The sequence below is a fragment of the Mesobacillus sp. ABV4_180 genome, from assembly GCF_056158485.1.
This window is the reverse complement of sequence record NZ_JBSWTJ010000001.1, coordinates 4349224-4368718: the sequence shown is the minus strand read 5'-3', so window position 1 is coordinate 4368718 and position 19495 is coordinate 4349224. Positions and strand designations below refer to the sequence as shown.

Genomic DNA, 19495 nt, shown 5'->3' with positions numbered 1-19495 from the left:
AGGATCTCCAGCGCTTGTCGGGGCTGACCAAGGCGCTTGCGCTTTTCGGTTATGAAAGGGCTGGATTTATGGATTTTCAGAGCGCTGAGAAAAAAGCCAAGGATTTGCAGAATCTGCTTAATCAATATAGTTATGAATATCATGTTCTTGACCAGCCGTCCGTTCCAGATGCGGAATACGACAGGCTGCTGAGGGAACTGATTGAAATTGAGGAGCAATTCCCTGAATTGCAGACTCCCGACTCTCCTACACAGCGTGTCGGCGGCGAGATTTTAACAATGTTCAATAAGGTCCAGCATGCGATTCCGATGCTGAGTCTTGGGAATGCCTTTGATGAACAGGATCTGCGCGATTTTGACCGGCGTGTCCGCCAGGGTGTTGGCGACAATGTATCTTATGTATGCGAGCTGAAGATCGATGGACTGGCTGTTTCGCTCATTTATGAAGATGGGATGCTTGTCCGCGGAGCGACACGCGGAGATGGTACGACAGGCGAGGATATTACGTCCAATCTGAAGACGATCCGTTCCTTGCCGATTCGGCTGAAGGAGCCGGTCTCGCTTGAAGTCCGCGGCGAGGCATTCATGCCGAAGAAATCATTTGAAAAATTGAACAAGGCGAGGCTGGAAAGAGAAGAAGAGCCGTTTGCGAATCCGCGTAATGCGGCGGCAGGCTCTCTTCGTCAGCTCGACCCTAAGATTGCGGCATCAAGGAATCTCGATGTTTTCCTATATGGGATTTCGAATGTTGGTGATACCGGTATTCGTGCTCACAGCGAGGGTCTTGATTACCTGGAAAAACTGGGATTCAAGGCGAATAAAGAACGCAGGAAAGTCGACAGCATCGAGGGTGTCATCGAATATGTGAAGAGCTGGGTCGAAAAACGCCCGAACCTTCCGTATGATATTGATGGCATCGTCATCAAGGTTGATTCGCTTGACCAGCAGGCCGAGCTTGGCACAACCGCGAAAAGCCCGCGATGGGCAATCGCCTTCAAGTTTCCTGCAGAAGAAGTCGTCACGACCCTGAAGGACATTGAACTGAGTGTCGGCCGTACAGGCGTTGTCACTCCAACTGCCATCCTTGAGCCTGTGCAGGTTGCAGGAACCACTGTTGGCAGAGCTTCACTGCACAATGAAGACCTGATTCGTGAAAAAGATATCAAGATTGGCGATAAAGTCGTTGTCAAAAAAGCAGGCGATATCATTCCTGAAGTCGTGAATGTGCTTGCCGAGCAGCGGACTGGTGATGAAGTCGAGTTCCATATGCCGACTGAATGCCCTGAATGTGCTAGTGAGCTTGTGAGGATAGAAGGAGAAGTCGCACTTCGCTGTATCAATCCAAAATGTCCGGCGCAAATCAGGGAAGGTCTGATTCACTTCGTTTCCCGTGATGCGATGAACATCGACGGCCTTGGCGAAAGGGTGGTCAGCCAGCTTTTTGCGGAAGCGTTGATCAAGGATGTTGCTGACATTTATAAGCTGACACGCGAGCAGCTGCTGTCGCTGGAACGGATGGGCGAGAAGTCCGCCAGCAACCTGCTGTCTGCGATCGAGGCTTCGAAGGACAATTCATTGGAAAAGCTGATGTTCGGGCTTGGCATCCGCCTGGTTGGGGCAAAAGCGGCTAAGACATTGGCGCAGGAATTCGGTACGATGGACCAATTGATGCAGGCAACAAAGGCTGAATTGACGGCGATCAATGAAATCGGCGACAAAATGGCCGACTCGATCGTCACTTATTTTGATAATGAAGAAGTAAAGGAATTGGTTTCCGAGCTCAAGGCAGTCGGAGTCAATATGGAATACAAAGGACCGAGAAAAGTCTCGGCTGAAGACTCTGATTCATTTTTTGCCGGTAAAACGATCGTGTTGACCGGTAAGCTTGAGCAGATGGGCCGGAACGAAGCGAAAGAAAAAATCGAGGCGCTCGGCGGAAATGTGGCCGGCAGCGTGAGCAAGAAAACGGATTTAGTCATTGCTGGTGAAGATGCCGGCTCGAAGCTGACAAAAGCGGAAAGCCTGGGCATTGAAGTGTGGAACGAGGAGAGAATGCTGGAAGAATTAAATAAATAAGAGGTGTAAACCATGAGAAAGCTCTCAATGGTCGCTCTATCCCTTGTCCTTCTGCTGACGGCCTGTGCTCCTAATTTTCAAAAGCAGGAAGAGGTCGTCCAGGAGAAGGATGATGATACAAAAGAAAAAGCGATTATCCCGAAATACAAGATTTCGGACAAATATTACCGAACAATCATGCCGTTCGAGCCTGGGGAAGCACGTGGCATGGTCGTCAACAATTTAAGCACGCGCTACGATATCACCGAGTTCGAAACCGGCCTGATGCGGATTGCGCAAAATTCTTTTCCGACTGAAGACTACGTCTTCAAGGAAGGTCAGTACCTTGACAGCAATACAGTCTCGTCATGGCTCGAACGATTGATGACGGAAGAACAGGTCAAAGCCAAGGAAAAAGAATTGCAGGCTAAAGAGGAAAACAAAGACAAAAAGAAAAAAATAACCGTCAAAAATATTGGGCTTAATCCCACTGATTCAGGAAAGGGAGACGTCCACGCACGTAATGAGAAGAACCCAATTTACCTTGCCCATATCCTTGAGCATAACTACCTTGTCCAGTCAGGCGGGGATAAGGGGACGTACCAGCTTGGCGGTGTAGCCATCGGACTTGCGCTGAATTCTGTACATTATTACCGTACAGAGGCATATGGTGCTGTGTATGAGAAAAATATTTCCCGATCGGTTTTAGAGGCGGAAGGGAAAAAAATCGCCCAGGAAGTCGTGAAAAGACTTCGAAACATTGAAGAATTGAAAAACGTCCCGATCACCATTGGATTGTTTGAGCAGGAGAGCAGGTCCTCCGTCGTGCCAGGAAACTTCTTCGCCTATACTGAGGTTTCCCAGGGCAGCAGCAATATCGGCAGCTGGAAGGATGTTAAAGAAGACTACATCTTGTTCCCATCAGAAAAAGCAGAGAAGGAACACAGGGATGACCTGACATTCTTCCAAAACTTCAAACAAGACGTGGAAGAATACTTCCCGAACTTCAATGGCGTCATCGGAAAAGGATTCTATCTTGAAGGACAGCTTCAAGAGATGAACATCGACATCCCGATCCAATTTTACGGAAAAGCCGAGGCCATCGGCTTCACCCAGTATGTAACAGGACTGGTCATGGAACACTTCCCGAACTACGTATCCGTGCAGGTCAAAGTATCATCCGTAATGGGGCCGGAAGCATTGATCGTCAAGAAACCAGACCAGGACGAACCATTTGTGCATATTTATCAGTAAAAAAGCAAAGAGCTGCGGCTCTTTGCTTTTTTTGTGTGGCTGAGGCAAGGTGGGAAAGTGCCCAAAGAGAGGTGAAAATCTTGAATACAGTCACATAGGAGTGGTCTATGTGCCCGATGTGAAGGAGAAACCAGGATGACGGTCACATGAAAGCGAATTATGTGCCTGCCCGAAGTCCCGGCAGAATCGAAATGACGGTCACATGGTTTCGGAGCAATGAGGAAATTACTCAAAAAGTGTATCTAACAGTCTTTAAGGAGCGTCTTAATAGGAAAGTGGTTCAAGGGGGAAATCGAGTTGCGGCTATGGTCCTTTGGTGGAATGCTTCTTATTTTATTATTGGCGGGATGTTCACAATCCGGGTCAATCACTGTCTCGGAAAAAGACAAACGGGAGATTGATAAGTACATCCGGCAGGAAGTGATGTCACCCAACTTTGGTGGAGAGGTTTTCAGTGCTTATGAAATACTGGATTCTGATCGAAAGAAGGGTGAACTTTACATATGGGCGCTTATCCAGGAATACTACAAGGAAGGCACAGGGATAGAGCAGGGCACAGGCATGTCTGTGCCGATGGTACTGAAGATTGAACGAACCGGAGACTCACTCACAGTGTTAAGCCATACCTTGCCAAGAGACGGAAGTTTTTACGCAGAGGACATCAAAGACATGTTTCCATACTTTGCCGGCAGGAAAGCTATTGATCATCCTGACAAGGTGGTCAGCGAATTAATTGAAGAAGCAGAGGCTGAAGCAGAGAAGAAGCTGAAGTGACCTTTATTAGTGTAATTAAGTAAAGAGAATATGTCTCTTTGCTTTTTTTTTATGGCTCTGTTTTGACCAATGTGGGTTATTAAAACCTGTTGATTTTAGTGGAAGGCGCACAGACTCCTCCTAAAATGCTAACGCATTTTCATCGTGCGTGAGCGGGTTCGAGGAGGCTCCCAGACTGCCCGCGGAAAGCGAAGCGCCTGGAACGAAAATCAACAGTCAAATTAAACAGAGCCAATTTTAAAAAAACTCGTCCACCACAAAAAAGTACAGATGATATTAAAAGAGTGCTAGTGTTAGCGCTTTCACATAAATCCACCCTAGCTATAATTAACTTGTAAGCAAATAAATACAAGTTTTGAAAGGGGAATGGCAATGAAGAAAGCTTGGAAAATGATTTCTCTTATGCTGGCTGTGCTGATGTTTACGGTGCTGGCTGCTGGATGTAACAACGGTGGAGGCGAGGTAAACGTCGGTATCGTGCTTCCGACTAAGGATGAGCCTCGTTGGGTGCAGGATGAGCAGCGTTTCAAGGATGCTTTAGCTGATACAAAGTACTCGACAGAAGTTCTTTTCAGCCAGGGGTCTTCTGCAAAGGAAAAGGAAAATGTTGAAACTTTGATTAACAAAGGGATCAAGGTCCTGATCATCTGTCCGCAGGATGGCGATGCTGCAGCGGCTGCAGTAGAAGCTGCAAAAAAGGAAGACATCACGGTTATTTCTTATGACCGTTTGATTACGAATACAGATGCAGTTGATTACTATTTAACGTTTGACAGCTTGGCTGTAGGTGCTGCACAGGCGCAATATTTAATTGACAATGTTAATGGTTCTGGAGTGCCTCTATATTTATATGCTGGCGCTGCTTCTGACAACAACGCGTTCTTGTTCTTCGAGGGTGCATGGAAGGTGCTTCAGCCGAAGATTGCTGATGGAACATTCAAGATCGCAAACTCAAGCGAAGCTGAAGCTTTGAAGGATACTGCTGAACTTACACGTGACCAGCTAAGCAAAATCCTTGGACAGGTTACAACAAACTGGGATCCAAACGAAGCGAAAAACAAAGCACAAACACATTTGACTGCTGCTGGCGCTGACATGAAAGGCGATGTAGCGATTCTTGCACCAAACGATGGAACAGCTCGTTCAATCGCTGACGTTTTTGCGACAGATGGCGATGTATCAAGCTTTGTTGTAACTGGTCAAGATGCTGAAAAGGCATCGATCCAATACATTATCGATGGCAAGCAATCTATGACAGTATTCAAGGATGTACGTACTCTTGTAAAAGATGCAATCGATATGGCGGTAACAGTACTTGATGGCAAACAGCCTGAAACAACTGGAACTTACGACAACGGCAAAATCGATGTAAAAGCAAAGCAAACAGACGTCATCGTTGTGGATAAGGAAAATGTGAAAAAAGAACTTATTGACTCTGAGTACTATAAAGCAGACGACTTTACCGGATTAGAATAAAACTCAAGATCTGTGCGGAATAGTGGTGGAGCAATCTGCCACTATTCTGTAAAATGCAACAGTTGTTTGGTTAAGGGAGGGATCAGGATGAGCGACTATATTTTGGAGATGAACCAGATATCGAAGGAGTTTACAGGAGTCAAAGCGCTCTCTGATGTGAATTTTAAAGTGAGAAAAGGCGAGATTCACTGTTTGATTGGGGAGAACGGGGCCGGCAAGTCCACCCTGATGAAGGTGCTCAGCGGTGTATATCCATATGGCACATACGAGGGTGATATCGTTTTCGAAGGAGCCGTGCAGCAGTTTAATAGAATCAGTGACAGCGTAAACGCCGGCATCGCAATTATTTACCAGGAGTTAGCATTGTTTCCTGATCTTACGGTTTATGAAAATATTTTCGCGGGCAACGAAGTAAAGCGCGGTTCGATCGTCGACTGGAACCAGACCATCGTGAAAGCGAAGGAAATGCTGCATAAGGTGAAGCTGGATGTAAGCCCTGAAACGCTTGTAAAGGACTTGAGCGTAGGGAAGCAGCAGCTCGTCGAAATCGCCAAAGCGCTAAGCAAAAATGTAAAACTGCTCATTCTTGACGAACCAACTGCGGCACTTAATGAGGACGACAGTGAAAATCTCCTCGAGTTATTGGCAGATCTGAAAAATCAAGGCATCACAAGCATCATGATCTCGCACAAGCTGAAGGAGGTCATTTCGATCGCCGACCAGGCGACAGTTCTGCGGGACGGCCGGACAATCTGTACACTCGACGCTTCCAAAGGAGAAGTAGCCGAAAGTATCATTATCAAGAATATGGTCGGACGGGAAATCGAAGATATTTATCCTAAGAGGCCTGAAAAGAACTTTGGGGATACCATTCTCGAATTGAAGAACTGGTCAGCATATGATGCCCAATTGGGCCGCCAGGTGGTTAAGGAAGTCGACCTCCATGTGAAACAGGGGGAAATCGTCGGGATTGCCGGATTGATGGGCTCTGGCCGAACTGAACTTGCTTTAAGTATTTTTGGGAATCCAAGATCGTATAAAGTGCAGGGTGACCTGCTGCTGAACGGCTCATCGCGGAAGCTTAAGCACCCAAGAGAGGCCATCAAGGCAGGCATCGCTTATGTGACGGAAGATCGCAAGGGTGATGGGCTGTTCTTGCTTCAGGATATCAAGAGCAATGTCTCTGCGGCACATCTGCAAGGTGTATCCGCAAATGGTGTCATAAACGATAACGAAGAGATTAAAATCGCCACGGATTACAAAAAATCCTTGAACATCAAATCATCTTCCCTCGAGCAAGTGGTAGGCAACTTAAGCGGCGGCAACCAGCAGAAAGTATCACTTGGAAAATGGCTGTTCGTTGGACCGAAGCTGCTGATTCTCGATGAACCGACTCGCGGGATCGATGTTGGAGCCAAATTTGAAATCTACACAATCATGAACAAGTTAATCAGCGAAGGCATGAGCATTATCATGATTTCCTCTGAACTTGGCGAGGTGCTCGGAATGAGTGACCGGGTGTATGTCATGGCAGAAGGACAAATCAAAGGTGAATTGTCTATCGACGAGGCAAATCAAGAAAATATCATGCAGCTTGCTACGCAATAGGAGGTTATCCCTTTGAACTTTTTCGCAGAACTAAGGTCGTTGGTCAAAGTCAATATCCGTGACTACGGAATGTATATCGCATTGATATTCATCATGCTTACTTTTTCAATCATGACAGATGGACTGTTCATGTCCTCACGAAATATAAGCAATCTGCTCGATTCAGCAGGTTATATCGCAGTACTGGCGGTTGGAATGACACTCGTCATCGTCATCAGGCACATCGACTTGTCCGTTGGCTTCCTGGCAGGTTTTCTCGGCGCAATCGCTGCGATTCTGCTTACGCAGGCAGGAGTGCCTGTTCTTTTAACGATTCCAATCATCCTCGTGCTTGGAATCATCATCGGAATGTTCAACGGCCTTTTGGTCGCTCAAATCGGAATTCCTTCATTTGTGGCGACACTGGCTGGGATGCTCATTTTCAGGGGAGCATTGCTCCAGGTGACGGAAAAATCAGGAACGATCATTATCAAGGACGATCATTTCAATGCAATAGGGAATGGTTTTATCCCGTCAATCGTTGAAGTGAATGGACTGCACCTGCTCTCTTTAATCGTTGGAATCATCGGCATACTAATCTATATCTATAGTGAAATCTCCACGCGCCAAAATAAACTGAAGTACCATTTTGAAGTAGTTTCTAAAGGAATCTTCACTCTGAAACTAGTATTCGTTTCAGCGATCATTGCCTATATTACCTGGATTCTCGCAGGATATAACGGGTTCTCCTGGACAGTTGTCATCATGCTGCTTGTCGTCCTTGTTTATCACTTCCTGACGACGAAAACCGTGCTTGGCAGACATATTTACGCTGTTGGAAGCAACCCGGAAGCAGCCCATCTTAGCGGAATCAACGTCAAGAAAATCACTTACACCGTCTTCGGCTCAATGGGTATGCTCGCTGCTTTGTCTGGGATTTTATTCACTTCCCGACTGCAATCAGCGACGACGACTGCCGGAACATTGTTTGAACTTGACGCGATTGCCGCGGCCTATGTTGGCGGTGTTTCATCTGCAGGCGGTGTCGGTAAAGTTACAGGCGCGATCATCGGTGCCATCGTAATGGCCTCCCTGTCAAACGGGATGAACCTGCTTGGTGTCGGTATTTCCTATCAGTACATCATCCGCGGAGGAGTATTGGCTGCTGCCGTAATCTTCGACGTCATGACACGCAGGAAAAAAGCATAAACAGAACTAGAATATCTAAGGCTGTGTGAGTGATTCACATGGCCTTAAATTTATTAAAAACACTTTCCGGACTCCCGTCCTAATAAGCTATTGAACATTCTCCAGCAGATGGTATTATGAAACTAATTTACTAGTAGAAAAGGAGAGTCTTCTTTTGCGAAAAATAGGCATATCCCTGCTCACTGTCATAACTTTGATTCTATGTTATTTTACATTTTCATCTGCAGGAAAAGTCTTTCGTTCAGATTGGGAAGTACCTGAGACAGCTTCATCAAAAGAGTCACAATACCGTCTCGTGCTGATTACACAGGAGCTGGATACCCCTTTTTGGGATAAAGTAGGAGCCGGCGCGAAAAAGCAGGCAGGAGATGAGGGTGCTAGCCTTGAGGTATGGGGCAGCTACGGGAAAAACCAGGAGGATTTCCTGAAAAAAGTAGAGATCGCCATCCATTCAAAGGTTGATGGGATCATCGTCCAGGGCCTGGATACAGATGAATTTAAAAACCTGACAAAGGTGAAGGCGGCTTTTTACGGAATACCCATCATAACGGTTGCCAATGATGTGCCGATGACGGAAAGCCTGAGAAGGACTTATGTTGGGTCCGATCAATATATGGCCGGAAGGATGATCGCCAATCAGATGGTGGCCGACATGGGCTCCACAGGAAAAATCATCCTGATGTCTGATAGCCGCCATGAATATTATCAGGATCAGCGGCTGACCGGTATGCAGGATGTTCTAAAGGATTATCCGGATATACAGATGATCAATGCGGAAACAACCGAGGCGCGGGACCAGGTCATCGCAACGACCAGGGACATGCTGAACAAGATGCCTGACGCAGATGGTTTTATCGCTGTCAATGCAAATATTGCAGGGTCGATGATCCAGGAAATCAGCAGACGCTCGCAAGTAGAGCCTTTTCATATTTATACCTTTGACGATGCCCCGGATTCACTATCGCTCTTAATGCGCGGAAAGATTGACGGAGTGATCGAGCAATCCCCTGAGGATATGGGGAAGGTCAGTGTCAACCTGATCATGAAATGGCTGAGGAATGAGACGGTTCCACTTAATGAAAATGGCTACCTGACAGACATTCGGATGCTGAAAGCGAAGGACGAGAGATGAACAGAATTCAGAAGAAAATATGGATGCTCGCTATGGTCGTCCTGGTTTTTATGTCGGTAATTTGGATAGCGCTTACATATTACAACCATAAAACTCAAAGTCAGTATAACAATATTTTGCAAAGATATCTGGGGTTTAACGAAGTATCGATTGCGAGCCAGCAGCTGGTCACGGACCTGAATAATTACCTGCTGCTTCCTTCGACGGCTAATTTGGAGAATATCAGCGAGAGCAAGGAAAAGATCCGTTCAGCGAAATATGAGGTCTATAAGCTGAAAAATGCTGAAAATGATTTCGCGCTTACAAACTATATGAATCTTATTGATAGTCTGATGGAAACAGCAGACAGGGCATTGCTGTACCAGTCGGAAAAGGAAACCGAGGATTCTGCAAAAGAGTTTTCTGAAGCGACAAGGATTTCGATGTATATTTCAGAGACTTCGCTCACGCTTCTTGATAAGGAATTGAAGACATACGAGTTGATGTACAGGGGAATCATTGCCCAGTCAAAAGAACTGAACAAGCTCGGGGTCTGGCTGTTCCTGCTGATTACTACATTAAGCATGCTATTAACCTATTGGATCTCGTTAAGCATTACGAGACCGGTAGAAAACTTGACCAAGGCGGCGAATGAACTGTCGAAAGGCCGGTTCGACCTGCAAATCAAGGTTGATTCCAACGATGAAATCGCCTTCCTTGCCAAGACATTTGACCATATGCGCGTCAATATCAATAACCTGATTTCAGAAATTCAGGAGAAGGCTCAGCTTGAGCATGAACTCCAGCAAAATAAGCTCCTGTTACAGGAAAGCCAGCTGATCAGCCTGCAAAGCCAGATCAACCCGCATTTCCTGTTCAATACTTTGAATACCCTTTCAAAAAAAGCCTATCTTGAAGGATCTGAGGAAACGAGCGATATAATCGTGAATGTTGCAGGTTTATTGCGCTACAGCCTGAAGAGACTGGACAGGTCCGTCACGTTATTTGAGGAAGTAGCGGTTTTGAAGCAGTATATTGACATCCAGAAAGCAAGGTTCACGGAACGTCTGCAATTGCATATGGAAGTGGATGAAGCGTGTCTCGGTGTTCAGATTCCTGGCCTTACCTTGCAGCCAATCATTGAAAACGCTGTGATCCATGCGGTTGAGCCTGAGGAAAATGGAGGCGTCATCTGGTTCCGTATTGCGGAAGTTGGAGACAATGTCCGAATTGAAATTGAAGACGACGGACCGGGAATGCCAGAGGAAAAAATAAGGCAAATCCTTGAGGGACAGCAGGTCGTCCAAACCGGCGGCCATTCGACTGGAATTGGGCTAAGCAATGTGGTGAAGCGCATGCGGTTATTTTACGAAAATGAAGATGTGCTTGAGATTCAAAGCGAAATGGGACACGGAACAAAGGTAGTGTTAACGATACCGAAAACAGGGAGGGACGATCATCATGATAAAACTCCTGATCGTGGATGACGAGCAAATTGAACGGCAAGGGATGCAGGCGATCCTGCAAAAAGCATATCCGGATTTGATCATAGAACAAGCGAAAAATGGGAAAATCGCTGTGGAAATGGTGGGAGAATTCAGGCCAGACTTGATCCTGATGGACATCATGATGCCAGGAATGAACGGACTGGAGGCAATCGAGCATATAAGTGCTGAATATCCAGAGGTAAAATTCGTCATGGTGACGGCCTATGATATGTTCGACTATGCCAGAACCGCATTGAAGCTGGGCGTGAAAGATTATTTGCTGAAACCGAGCAGGCCAAGTGAAATCGTCGAAACTGTCGGGAAGGTGCTGAAGGAAATCGAGGCAGAACAAGCATCACATGCCGTAAACAAGCTTCAGCAGGACGCACTTGAAAAAGCATTGAGCGTCGTCGAGACCGATGTGGTGACACAGTTGCTCTATGACCATGTTCATGAGGTCCATATCGACCTGCTGATGGAAATGCTCGGAATCCAATCAACAAGAGAAAGCTTTGTCATGGTCGTGATGCTTCCGGCGGGCTCTGAACAACTCTATCATGTGATCAAGGAAAAAGTGCGCAAAAACGGAAGCGGCTGGGTAGGAGCATTATCAGGCTGCCAGCTTCCGATCATCGTTTTCCGCGAACAGGACAAGTCTTTCCGGTCCCAGGCGGTTTCACTGGCAAGGGATATTTTGATGTCTTCGAAGGCGGAATCCTTGGGAAAGGACATTCTCACACCTGTAAACCCCAATCCAGCTGCCAGGTGGTTCATCGGGATTGGAAACCCATACAGCTCACTCGATGAGATCAGGCAATCCTATCAGGAAGCATTGAAATCCACGATGGATGTTTCCATCCCTGCCAAATACCGCTTTTATTCAGACATGCCGATTCTTGGAGCAGTCAGTGACGGGCAATTGGGCAGGCAGAGGGAAAAGCAGTTGTTTGATCAAGTCCGGCTTGGACAATGGGATCTCGTAACGGAGACTATCATGGATGTGATCCATAGCTATGCTAACGCTGGAGCAAATCTTTTACAGGCGCAGCAGCGGATTCTTGAGCTGCTTTGGATGGCATCCCGGGTGATGAGTGAGCTTGGAATTGAAATCGATACACCCACATATTCGCTCCAGGCTCAGGATTACCGCCAGCTTCGGATTGAAACAAGCCATTTGCTAGGACAGATGAGGCAGGTACATGAACAGTCCTATGACCGCCTGGAAGCTGATAAAATCCAACAGATCAAACAATACATCATCGAGCATTCCCACAAGGATATCTCGCTCGATGCCCTCGCAAATAAAGTGGGCTTAAGCCCGATCTATATCAGTAAAATGTTCAAGGAAAAGCTGGGCATCAACTATATCGATTTCCTGACAGAATGCAGGATTGAAAAGGCGAAGAAACTCCTCGCCGATTCAGAGAAAAGCCTGAAGGAAATCACCTTTGAAATTGGCTACCATGAGCCGAATTATTTTAGCAAGGTGTTCAAAAAAATGTGCAGCATTTCGCCAACGGAATACAGGAAAACTTTGCTCAGCAAGCAGGTCTGACGCAAGTGGAGGTGGGAGATTGACAAAGGCTAGAATCTTTTTAAAAGTTGGTTTGATCATAAGCATCCTGTCTCTGCTGTTCGCAGCCTCTGCATGCAAGGCGGAAAAAGAGAAAGCTGTTGTACCGATTCAGACATCCTCTCCAGAAAAAGAAAAACCAGCTTCCGCGGAGAAAATCAAAGTCGGTTTTACGATGGATACTCTCGTCGAGGAACGCTGGCTTAGAGACAGGCAATTGTTCAGGGATGCCGTTCGGGCGCTTGGCGCGGATGTGGAGATTTTAGCAGCGAATGGGGACGACGTCCTGCAAATCGCGCAAGCGGAATCCTTGATCAGCCAGGGAGTGGATGTGCTTGTGGTCGTTCCTCATAATGCCGAAGCGACCGCCACCATCGTCAAGAAGGCCCATATGGCCGGAATCAAGGTGATGGCGTACGACCGGCTTGTGAAAAATGCGGATATTGATATGTATGTGTCCTTCGACAATGAGAAGGTGGGCGAGCTACAGGCAGAAGTAATCACCCAACTGGTCCCTAAAGGCAAATATGTCTATATCGGCGGCGCCATCACTGACAATAATGCACACTTATTCAAGAAGGGCGTCTTCAACGTGCTTCAGCCATATATCGATAGAGGGGATATTTCGGTCGTATTCGATCAATGGACGAAGGACTGGACCCCTGCCAATGCCAAGGAGAATATGAGAGCTGCCCTGAAGGCGAACAACAATCAAATCGATGCGGTGATCTGTGCCAATGACGCAACGGCAGGCGGCGTGATCGAGGCATTGGCTGAACAGGGGCTCGCTGGCAAAATTCCGGTTTCCGGGCAGGATGCGGAGCTGGCGGGTGCTCAGCGGATTGTGGAAGGAACCCAGACCATGACCGTCTACAAGCCGCTCGAGGCACTGACACAAACAGCAGCCGAAATTGCCGTCCAGATGGCAAAAGGCGAAACCGTGGCCATCAACAGAAAAGTGAACAACGGGAAGATCGAAGTGCCATCCGTGCTGCTGACACCTATAGCAGTGGATCGCTTGAATATGGATGAGACAATTATCGCAGATGGCTTTCATTCAAGGGAAGATGTGTATCAGAATAAGGATTGAAAGACTACAGGCTGCATGGAGTGTATTACTCTTGCGGCCTTTTTTTATCCATTTTTCAAAACAAATAGCTTTTTTGAGCTGTCAATGGTTGATAAAAAAACGTCTTTAAGATCAGTGATATTTTGGGCTGAGAGTTGAGTAATCAGCCAAGACTCGGTTACTCCGGCTTCTTGAAGGTTTTCTCTAATGATTTTTCCTTCGTTGATGACAATTAAAGGCAATTCCGTCGCCTTGGCAGGGAGATTTAAATCCGATGGCGTCACCTGTGAGTGAGAGTCGTATTTCATGACCGTAATATGGCCATTGGGCTCCAAAACCGCATACTTTACTTCGCTTATGTCAAAAACATCATATGTTCTAAGCTCGGATAACAATAATTCAACATTAATAAATTGCTTTTTCAGCGTCTTTAGAACGACCTTTCCGTTTTCGATCAGAATGGCAGGCTTTCCGTTAAAAAAGAAGCTGAACTTCCTATTTTTCATTGAAATGAAACTGAAAGTGGTATGCCAGAAAAACAAGGTCAATAGAGGAACGATCATATAAGTGAATGAGACTTTTCCATCCAATAAAGGTGAAACGGTAATTGCACCTAAAATCCAGATTAGCGCAAAATCATAGGTGGTCAGCTGGCTGACTGCTCTATTAAAGACGAACCTTCCGACAAGGAACCCAACAAGCCCGACAATTAGAGTCCGGAGTAAATAGCCTAGTAATGTGATTTCTTCTATGCTTCCAAAAACGTCTGGCAAAGGTAGTCCTCCTATTTATTGATGTATAATTGTTGGTCTGGTGTTAGCAGTCCGATATAAACCTCGTTAATATCCGTGACATTGTTTAATTTAAGCTGCTGATGGACCCAATCCAGGTTAAGGTTGGAATCCTTGAGACTCTTTACATCTAAAATCCCCTCGTAAATTAATATCCTCGATAATTCCTTGGTTTTCGCTGGAATATTCATAGCTGTTTTCGTAACGGGCAGCACCCTGCTTTTTTTAGCTACACTGTAATCGCCATTGGGCTCGGCAATAAGGTAATCCACATTGCTTAGCTCAAATATATCTCTTTGCCTCATGATTGAAAGGAGATTATCGATGGTGAGCCTGGACTTTCGCAGATTCTCTTTCCGAACCTTTCCTTTCTCCACAAGCACCATTTGCCTTTTTGATGCAAAGTAGGGGGAGAGTTTTAAATAACTGTACGAAATCAATAAGATAATCAGGATATAGACGATGATAATGGCGATCGCGTCTACAGGCCTGGATTGAGGTTGTACCATCCGCGATGCTGCGATATGGCTGATCCCTGCGGCGACAAGGAAGTTATAAGGAGTGACAATCCCTGGCTGCCGAAACCCCAGTGATTTATCGGCTAAAAAAAGGACGAAATAGAGGATCGATGTCCGGATGAATAATTCCAGATAATTCAGTTCGTCTGCTTTAAAAAATACATCCTTCCAGTCCATTGTTGCTTTCACTCCTAATCTCATTTCTTTTTTATATTTTGCGGAGAGGCTGGAAATTTATTCTTAAGGAGAAGATCTTAATGAGTAACAATCGAGGCTGTGAAAAAGTTAAAAAGCAAAGAGCTGGCTCTTTGCTTTAGATGTATTTCTTAATATCGAGGATCGTCTGCAAATGCATGCCTTCATGAAAGATCGTTCGGGTGAGGACCTGTTCGATCGTATGCATGCCCATCTCGGTTGGCGCGAATTCCTCTTCCAGGCGGTCACCAAAGGTTTCTTTGATTCTTGCTGGCTGGGTTTTTAGCAATTCTTTTAACTAAGCGAAGGAGGGAGTATCTTCGTTGAAATTCGCCGGAGAGCTGCCGTAGCCGAACCAAGAATTGAACTCTTCTGGAACATCTGCCTTTTCCTTCGTCACCGCCTGGATCCATAGATATTGGTCAAGGTAAATATGCCCGAGGTTCCAGCGGATATTATTATTGAATCCGGCCGGAATTTTATCAGCATCCTCTACTCTGTCACCCCAATTAAATAGCTGCGATAGGTCTCCAGTTGATTGAACAACACTTCATGCCGTTTTTTCATGTAAAAATAGACCCCTTTTTTGAATGATAGATAAATATTCGGTAGATTCTGGGGACTGCTAAAAGTAAGTACGAAATTGGAAATGGATCAGGTTTATCAGTGAAAAATAGATTTTATCGACCACTTTTTCGAATATATCAGCGGAAAATGAAATATATCGACCACATTTGGGATTATATCGACCACATTCATGAATATATCGACCACATTTCTAAATATATCGACCAAGTTGAAAAAAGGCCCAAATTATAATATTGCTATAACGAAAATTAAGAAAATTCTCAATCCAATACTTGCTAGTACGTTGGCATTGAACACTATGAGATACTCGTGATAGAATGGGTAAGGATGTAAACGTTTTAATACATAGGAGGGGATAGGAATGGTTCAGCCATACAAACACGAGCCTTTCACGAATTTTAAAGATGAGGAAAACCGCGAAGGTTACCTAACAGGATTAAAGACAGTTGAAGGCTATCTTGGCCAGGATTACGACTTGGTGATTGGCGGAGAGAGAATCTCGACTGAGGACAAGATTGTATCTTACAACCCATCCAATAAAGAAGAGGTTATTGGACGTGTTTCCAAAGCAAACCGCGATCTAGCTGAAAAAGCGATGCAGGCTGCTGTAGAAGCGTTCAAGACTTGGAAAAAAGTGAAGCCTGAAACACGTGCAGATGTATTATTCAAGGCCGCTGCGATCATTCGCCGCCGCAAGCATGAGTTCTCAGCGCTTTTAACAAAAGAAGCTGGTAAGCCATGGAACGAGGCAGATGCTGATACAGCTGAAGCAATCGACTTCCTTGAGTACTATGCTCGCCAAATGCTGAAAATCAAAGACGGTATGCCAGTAAACAGCCGTCCAAATGAATATAACCGTTATGATTACATTCCTCTTGGAGTGGGAATCGTTATTTCCCCATGGAACTTTCCATTTGCGATCATGGCTGGTACAACTGTAGCAGCAATCGTTACGGGCAATACAGTTCTATTGAAGCCAGCTTCAACAACTCCGATTGTTGCTGCTAAATTCGTTGAAGTGATGGAAGAGGCAGGTCTTCCTGCAGGTGTCCTTAACTTCGTACCAGGAAGCGGTGCAGAAGTTGGTGACTACCTTGTTGACCACAAAGACACTCGTTTCGTAAGCTTCACAGGTTCACGTGACGTAGGTCTGCGCATTTACGAGCGCGCTTCTAAATTGAACGAAGGCCAAATCTGGCTTAAGCGTGTAATCGCAGAAATGGGCGGAAAAGACACGATGGTTGTCGACAAAGATGCTGATCTTGAATTAGCTGCTCAAGCGATCACGGCTTCTGCTTTCGGTTTCTCCGGACAAAAATGTTCTGCATGTTCACGTGCAGTCATCGTAGAAGATGTATACGACCAGGTTCTTAACCGCGTTGTTGAATTGACAAACGAGCTTAAGCTTGATGATCCTACAGATCAAAGCACATTCATGGGCCCTGTAAACGACCAGGGTGCATTCGACAAGATCATGAGCTACATCGAAATCGGCAAGGAAGAAGGCCGTTTGATGACTGGCGGCGAAGGAGACAGCTCAAAAGGCTATTTCATCAAGCCAACAGTATTTGCTGACCTTGATCCAAATGCAAGAATCATGCAGGAAGAAATCTTCGGGCCAGTTGTGGCATTCGCAAAAGCGAAGGATTTCGACCACGCGCTTGAAATCGCGAACAACACTGAATACGGCCTGACTGGAGCGGTGATCACACGCAACCGTGAAAACATCCAGAAGGCACGTGAAGATTTCCATGTCGGAAACCTTTACTTCAACCGCGGTTGCACAGGCGCAATCGTAGGTTACCAGCCATTCGGCGGCTTCAACATGTCAGGAACAGATTCAAAAGCTGGCGGACCAGACTATCTGCTTCTTCACATGCAAGCTAAGACTACTTCTGAAATGTACTAATACAGATTGGAATCCCCTTCTCGTTGTGAGAGGGGGATTTTTTTGTGCTCCTTTTATTTTTACTCCAAATCGTACCTTCCCCATTTTTATGGAAAAAACAAACTCCTTTTCGACTGAAATCAACGTGCATTCATTAGGGCGTTTTCCTTATTTTTAAAATTTTTCAGAAAAATTTAACAAACTAGTTGCAATCTAAAAACTCTGTTATATAATACATATTAGAGTTATCGACACTGTACTATAACAAAGGGGTGAAGACAGTAAATGTCGACACAAACTACAGGAATTGAAATTATAGGCAGCATGAAAAACGGATACGAAGAAATTTTGACACCCGAGGCTTTGAGTTTTGTAGAACAGCTTGAGAGACGATTCGGACAGCGGCGGGTGGAACTGCTGGCAACACGCGAAAAACGTCAGAAGGATATCAACGCAGGCAAGCTTCCGGATTTCCTGCAGGAAACGAAGCACATCCGTGAAAGCGAGTGGACGATCGCTCCGCTGCCGGAAGACCTGCAGGACCGGAGGGTTGAAATCACCGGACCGACCGACAGGAAGATGATCATCAACGCGCTCAATTCCGGAGCGAAGATTTTCATGGCGGATTGCGAAGATTCCACTTCACCGACATGGGATGCGATTGTGGATGGCCAGATCAATCTTAGGGACGCAGTCAACCGGACGATTTCCTTTGAAAACCCAAACGGAAAGAAGTATCAACTGAAAGAAGAAACAGCTGTTTTAATGGTTCGCCCGCGAGGCTGGCACCTGGAAGAAAAACATGTATTGCTCGATGGCAACCCAATATCAGGCGGCTTATTCGATTTCGCGATGTACTTTTTCCATAACGCGAAAAAGCTGGTGGAACAGGGAACAGGCCCATACTTCTACCTTCCTAAAATGGAAAGCCACCTCGAAGCGCGACTATGGAACGATGTGTTCATCTATGCACAGGATGAGCTTGGCATTCCACAGGGAACGATTAAAGCCACTGTTTTGATTGAAACGATTCTCGCTTCATTCGAGATGAATGAAATCCTATACGAATTAAAAGAGCATTCTGCAGGTTTGAATTGCGGCCGATGGGATTATATATTCAGCTTTCTGAAAAAGCTGCGCTCGCAAGAAAATGTCATTTTACCGGATCGCTCGCAGGTGACGATGACGGTTCCGTTCATGAGATCCTACTCACTGCTGACGATCCAGACTTGCCACCGCCGAAAGGCACCGGCAATGGGCGGAATGGCAGCGCAAATCCCGATTAAAAATGACGAGGAAGCAAATGCTGAGGCCTTCGCCAAGGTACGTGCCGACAAAGAACGCGAAGCGCGCGACGGCCATGATGGCACATGGGTAGCGCACCCTGGACTGGTTCCTGTAGCACTCGAGGCATTCAATAAGGAAATGCCGGAACCAAACCAGATCAACTCCGGTAAACAAATGGATATCGAGGTAAAAGCAGAAAATCTGCTCGCTGTACCAGAGGGCACTATAACAGAGGCAGGCGTGCGCATGAATATCAACGTCGGCATCCAGTACGTCGCTTCTTGGCTGAATGGCCGCGGCGCTGCTCCGATCCACAACCTGATGGAAGACGCTGCAACAGCGGAAATCTCCCGTGCCCAATTGTGGCAATGGATCCGTCATCAGAAAGGTGTTCTCGATGACGGCCGGAACGTGGATGTTGGAATGTACCAGCAGCTGAAGGAAGAAGAGCTTGTGAAAATCAAGCAGGAAGTCGGAGAAGCTGTTTTTGAAAATGGCAGATTCGAGCAGGCATCGAAGCTGTTTGACGAATTGATTTTAAATGATGAGTTTGTTGAGTTTCTGACATTGCCTGGATATAAGGCGTTAGCATAATAGATTGCTAGATTCATATAAAACCAACCATTTAGGAGGA

Annotated in this window: 14 protein-coding genes and 1 pseudogene; 12 read left to right on the top strand and 3 right to left on the bottom strand. The window is 46.0% G+C overall.

Annotated elements, in window-relative coordinates; all coding sequences use genetic code 11:
* The first annotated feature begins 68 nt into the window (after nt 1-68).
* From ligA to xylF, 10 genes are all read left to right on the top strand, one after another.
* Nucleotides 69-2075, top strand: coding sequence for an NAD-dependent DNA ligase LigA (gene ligA / locus ACXAEA_RS22170; RefSeq protein WP_475098004.1), 2007 nt, complete (start codon nt 69-71; stop codon nt 2073-2075).
* Between the two features lie 12 nt (nt 2076-2087).
* Nucleotides 2088-3308 carry a CamS family sex pheromone protein gene (locus tag ACXAEA_RS22165; protein WP_475098003.1) on the top strand — a complete coding sequence of 407 codons (1221 nt, stop codon included), beginning with the start codon at nt 2088-2090 and terminating at the stop codon, nt 3306-3308.
* Between the two features lie 297 nt (nt 3309-3605).
* Entirely contained in the window at nt 3606-4082 is a 477-nt protein-coding gene (locus tag ACXAEA_RS22160) for a hypothetical protein (protein ID WP_475098002.1), read from the top strand.
* Nucleotides 4083-4454: 372 nt separating this feature from the next.
* Complete coding sequence (locus tag ACXAEA_RS22155; RefSeq protein WP_475098001.1) at nt 4455-5558, top strand: sugar ABC transporter substrate-binding protein; 1104 nt, start codon at nt 4455-4457, stop codon at nt 5556-5558.
* Nucleotides 5559-5645: 87 nt separating this feature from the next.
* Nucleotides 5646-7166, top strand: a complete 1521-nt coding sequence (locus tag ACXAEA_RS22150; RefSeq protein WP_475098000.1) for an ATP-binding cassette domain-containing protein — start codon at nt 5646-5648, stop codon at nt 7164-7166.
* 12 nt (nt 7167-7178) lie between these two features.
* Entirely contained in the window at nt 7179-8354 is a 1176-nt protein-coding gene (locus ACXAEA_RS22145) for a sugar ABC transporter permease (protein WP_475097999.1), read from the top strand.
* A gap of 154 nt (nt 8355-8508) precedes the next feature.
* Entirely contained in the window at nt 8509-9486 is a 978-nt protein-coding gene (locus ACXAEA_RS22140) for a sugar ABC transporter substrate-binding protein (RefSeq protein ID WP_475097998.1), read from the top strand.
* The gene (locus ACXAEA_RS22135) at nt 9483-10952 is read left to right on the top strand and encodes a sensor histidine kinase (RefSeq protein WP_475097997.1); all 1470 of its coding nucleotides are present in this window, start codon (nt 9483-9485) and stop codon (nt 10950-10952) included. Before ACXAEA_RS22140 ends, ACXAEA_RS22135 begins: the two co-directional genes overlap by 4 nt.
* A complete protein-coding gene (locus ACXAEA_RS22130; RefSeq protein WP_475097996.1) occupies nt 10927-12507 on the top strand; it encodes a response regulator in 1581 nt (526 codons plus the stop codon). The genes ACXAEA_RS22135 and ACXAEA_RS22130 overlap by 26 nt, the downstream gene beginning before the upstream one ends.
* Nucleotides 12508-12526: 19 nt before the next feature.
* Nucleotides 12527-13615: a D-xylose ABC transporter substrate-binding protein gene (gene xylF / locus ACXAEA_RS22125; RefSeq protein WP_475097995.1), complete on the top strand. Its 1089-nt coding sequence runs from the start codon at nt 12527-12529 to the stop codon at nt 13613-13615.
* 44 nt (nt 13616-13659) lie between these two features.
* Here the strand turns inward: xylF and ACXAEA_RS22120 are convergent, their stop codons facing one another.
* From ACXAEA_RS22120 to ACXAEA_RS22110, 3 genes and pseudogenes are all read right to left on the bottom strand, one after another.
* The gene (locus ACXAEA_RS22120; RefSeq protein ID WP_475097994.1) at nt 13660-14367 is read right to left on the bottom strand and encodes a YetF domain-containing protein; all 708 of its coding nucleotides are present in this window, start codon (nt 14365-14367) and stop codon (nt 13660-13662) included.
* Between the two features lie 11 nt (nt 14368-14378).
* A complete protein-coding gene (locus ACXAEA_RS22115) occupies nt 14379-15080 on the bottom strand; it encodes a DUF421 domain-containing protein (RefSeq protein ID WP_475097993.1) in 702 nt (233 codons plus the stop codon).
* Nucleotides 15081-15216: 136 nt separating this feature from the next.
* Nucleotides 15217-15665: pseudogene (locus tag ACXAEA_RS22110) on the bottom strand (DinB family protein).
* A gap of 382 nt (nt 15666-16047) precedes the next feature.
* On the opposite strand from ACXAEA_RS22110, the gene pruA reads away from it, so the two are divergent.
* Nucleotides 16048-17595, top strand: coding sequence for an L-glutamate gamma-semialdehyde dehydrogenase (gene pruA / locus ACXAEA_RS22105; RefSeq protein WP_475097992.1), 1548 nt, complete (start codon nt 16048-16050; stop codon nt 17593-17595).
* A 264-nt stretch (nt 17596-17859) separates the two neighbouring features.
* Nucleotides 17860-19455 carry a malate synthase A gene (gene aceB / locus ACXAEA_RS22100; protein WP_475097991.1) on the top strand — a complete coding sequence of 532 codons (1596 nt, stop codon included), beginning with the start codon at nt 17860-17862 and terminating at the stop codon, nt 19453-19455.
* The last annotated feature ends 40 nt before the right edge of the window (nt 19456-19495 follow it).

Coding starts and splice junctions, on each gene's coding strand:
- ligA (WP_475098004.1), top strand. CDS start 69: ATGGATTTTCAGAGCGCTGAGAAAAAAGCCAAGGATTTGCAGAATCTG.
- ACXAEA_RS22165 (WP_475098003.1), top strand. CDS start 2,088: ATGAGAAAGCTCTCAATGGTCGCTCTATCCCTTGTCCTTCTGCTGACG.
- ACXAEA_RS22155 (WP_475098001.1), top strand. CDS start 4,455: ATGAAGAAAGCTTGGAAAATGATTTCTCTTATGCTGGCTGTGCTGATG.
- ACXAEA_RS22150 (WP_475098000.1), top strand. CDS start 5,646: ATGAGCGACTATATTTTGGAGATGAACCAGATATCGAAGGAGTTTACA.
- ACXAEA_RS22135 (WP_475097997.1), top strand. CDS start 9,483: ATGAACAGAATTCAGAAGAAAATATGGATGCTCGCTATGGTCGTCCTG.
- ACXAEA_RS22130 (WP_475097996.1), top strand. CDS start 10,927: ATGATAAAACTCCTGATCGTGGATGACGAGCAAATTGAACGGCAAGGG.
- ACXAEA_RS22115 (WP_475097993.1), bottom strand. CDS start 15,080: ATGGACTGGAAGGATGTATTTTTTAAAGCAGACGAACTGAATTATCTG.
- pruA (WP_475097992.1), top strand. CDS start 16,048: ATGGTTCAGCCATACAAACACGAGCCTTTCACGAATTTTAAAGATGAG.
- aceB (WP_475097991.1), top strand. CDS start 17,860: ATGTCGACACAAACTACAGGAATTGAAATTATAGGCAGCATGAAAAAC.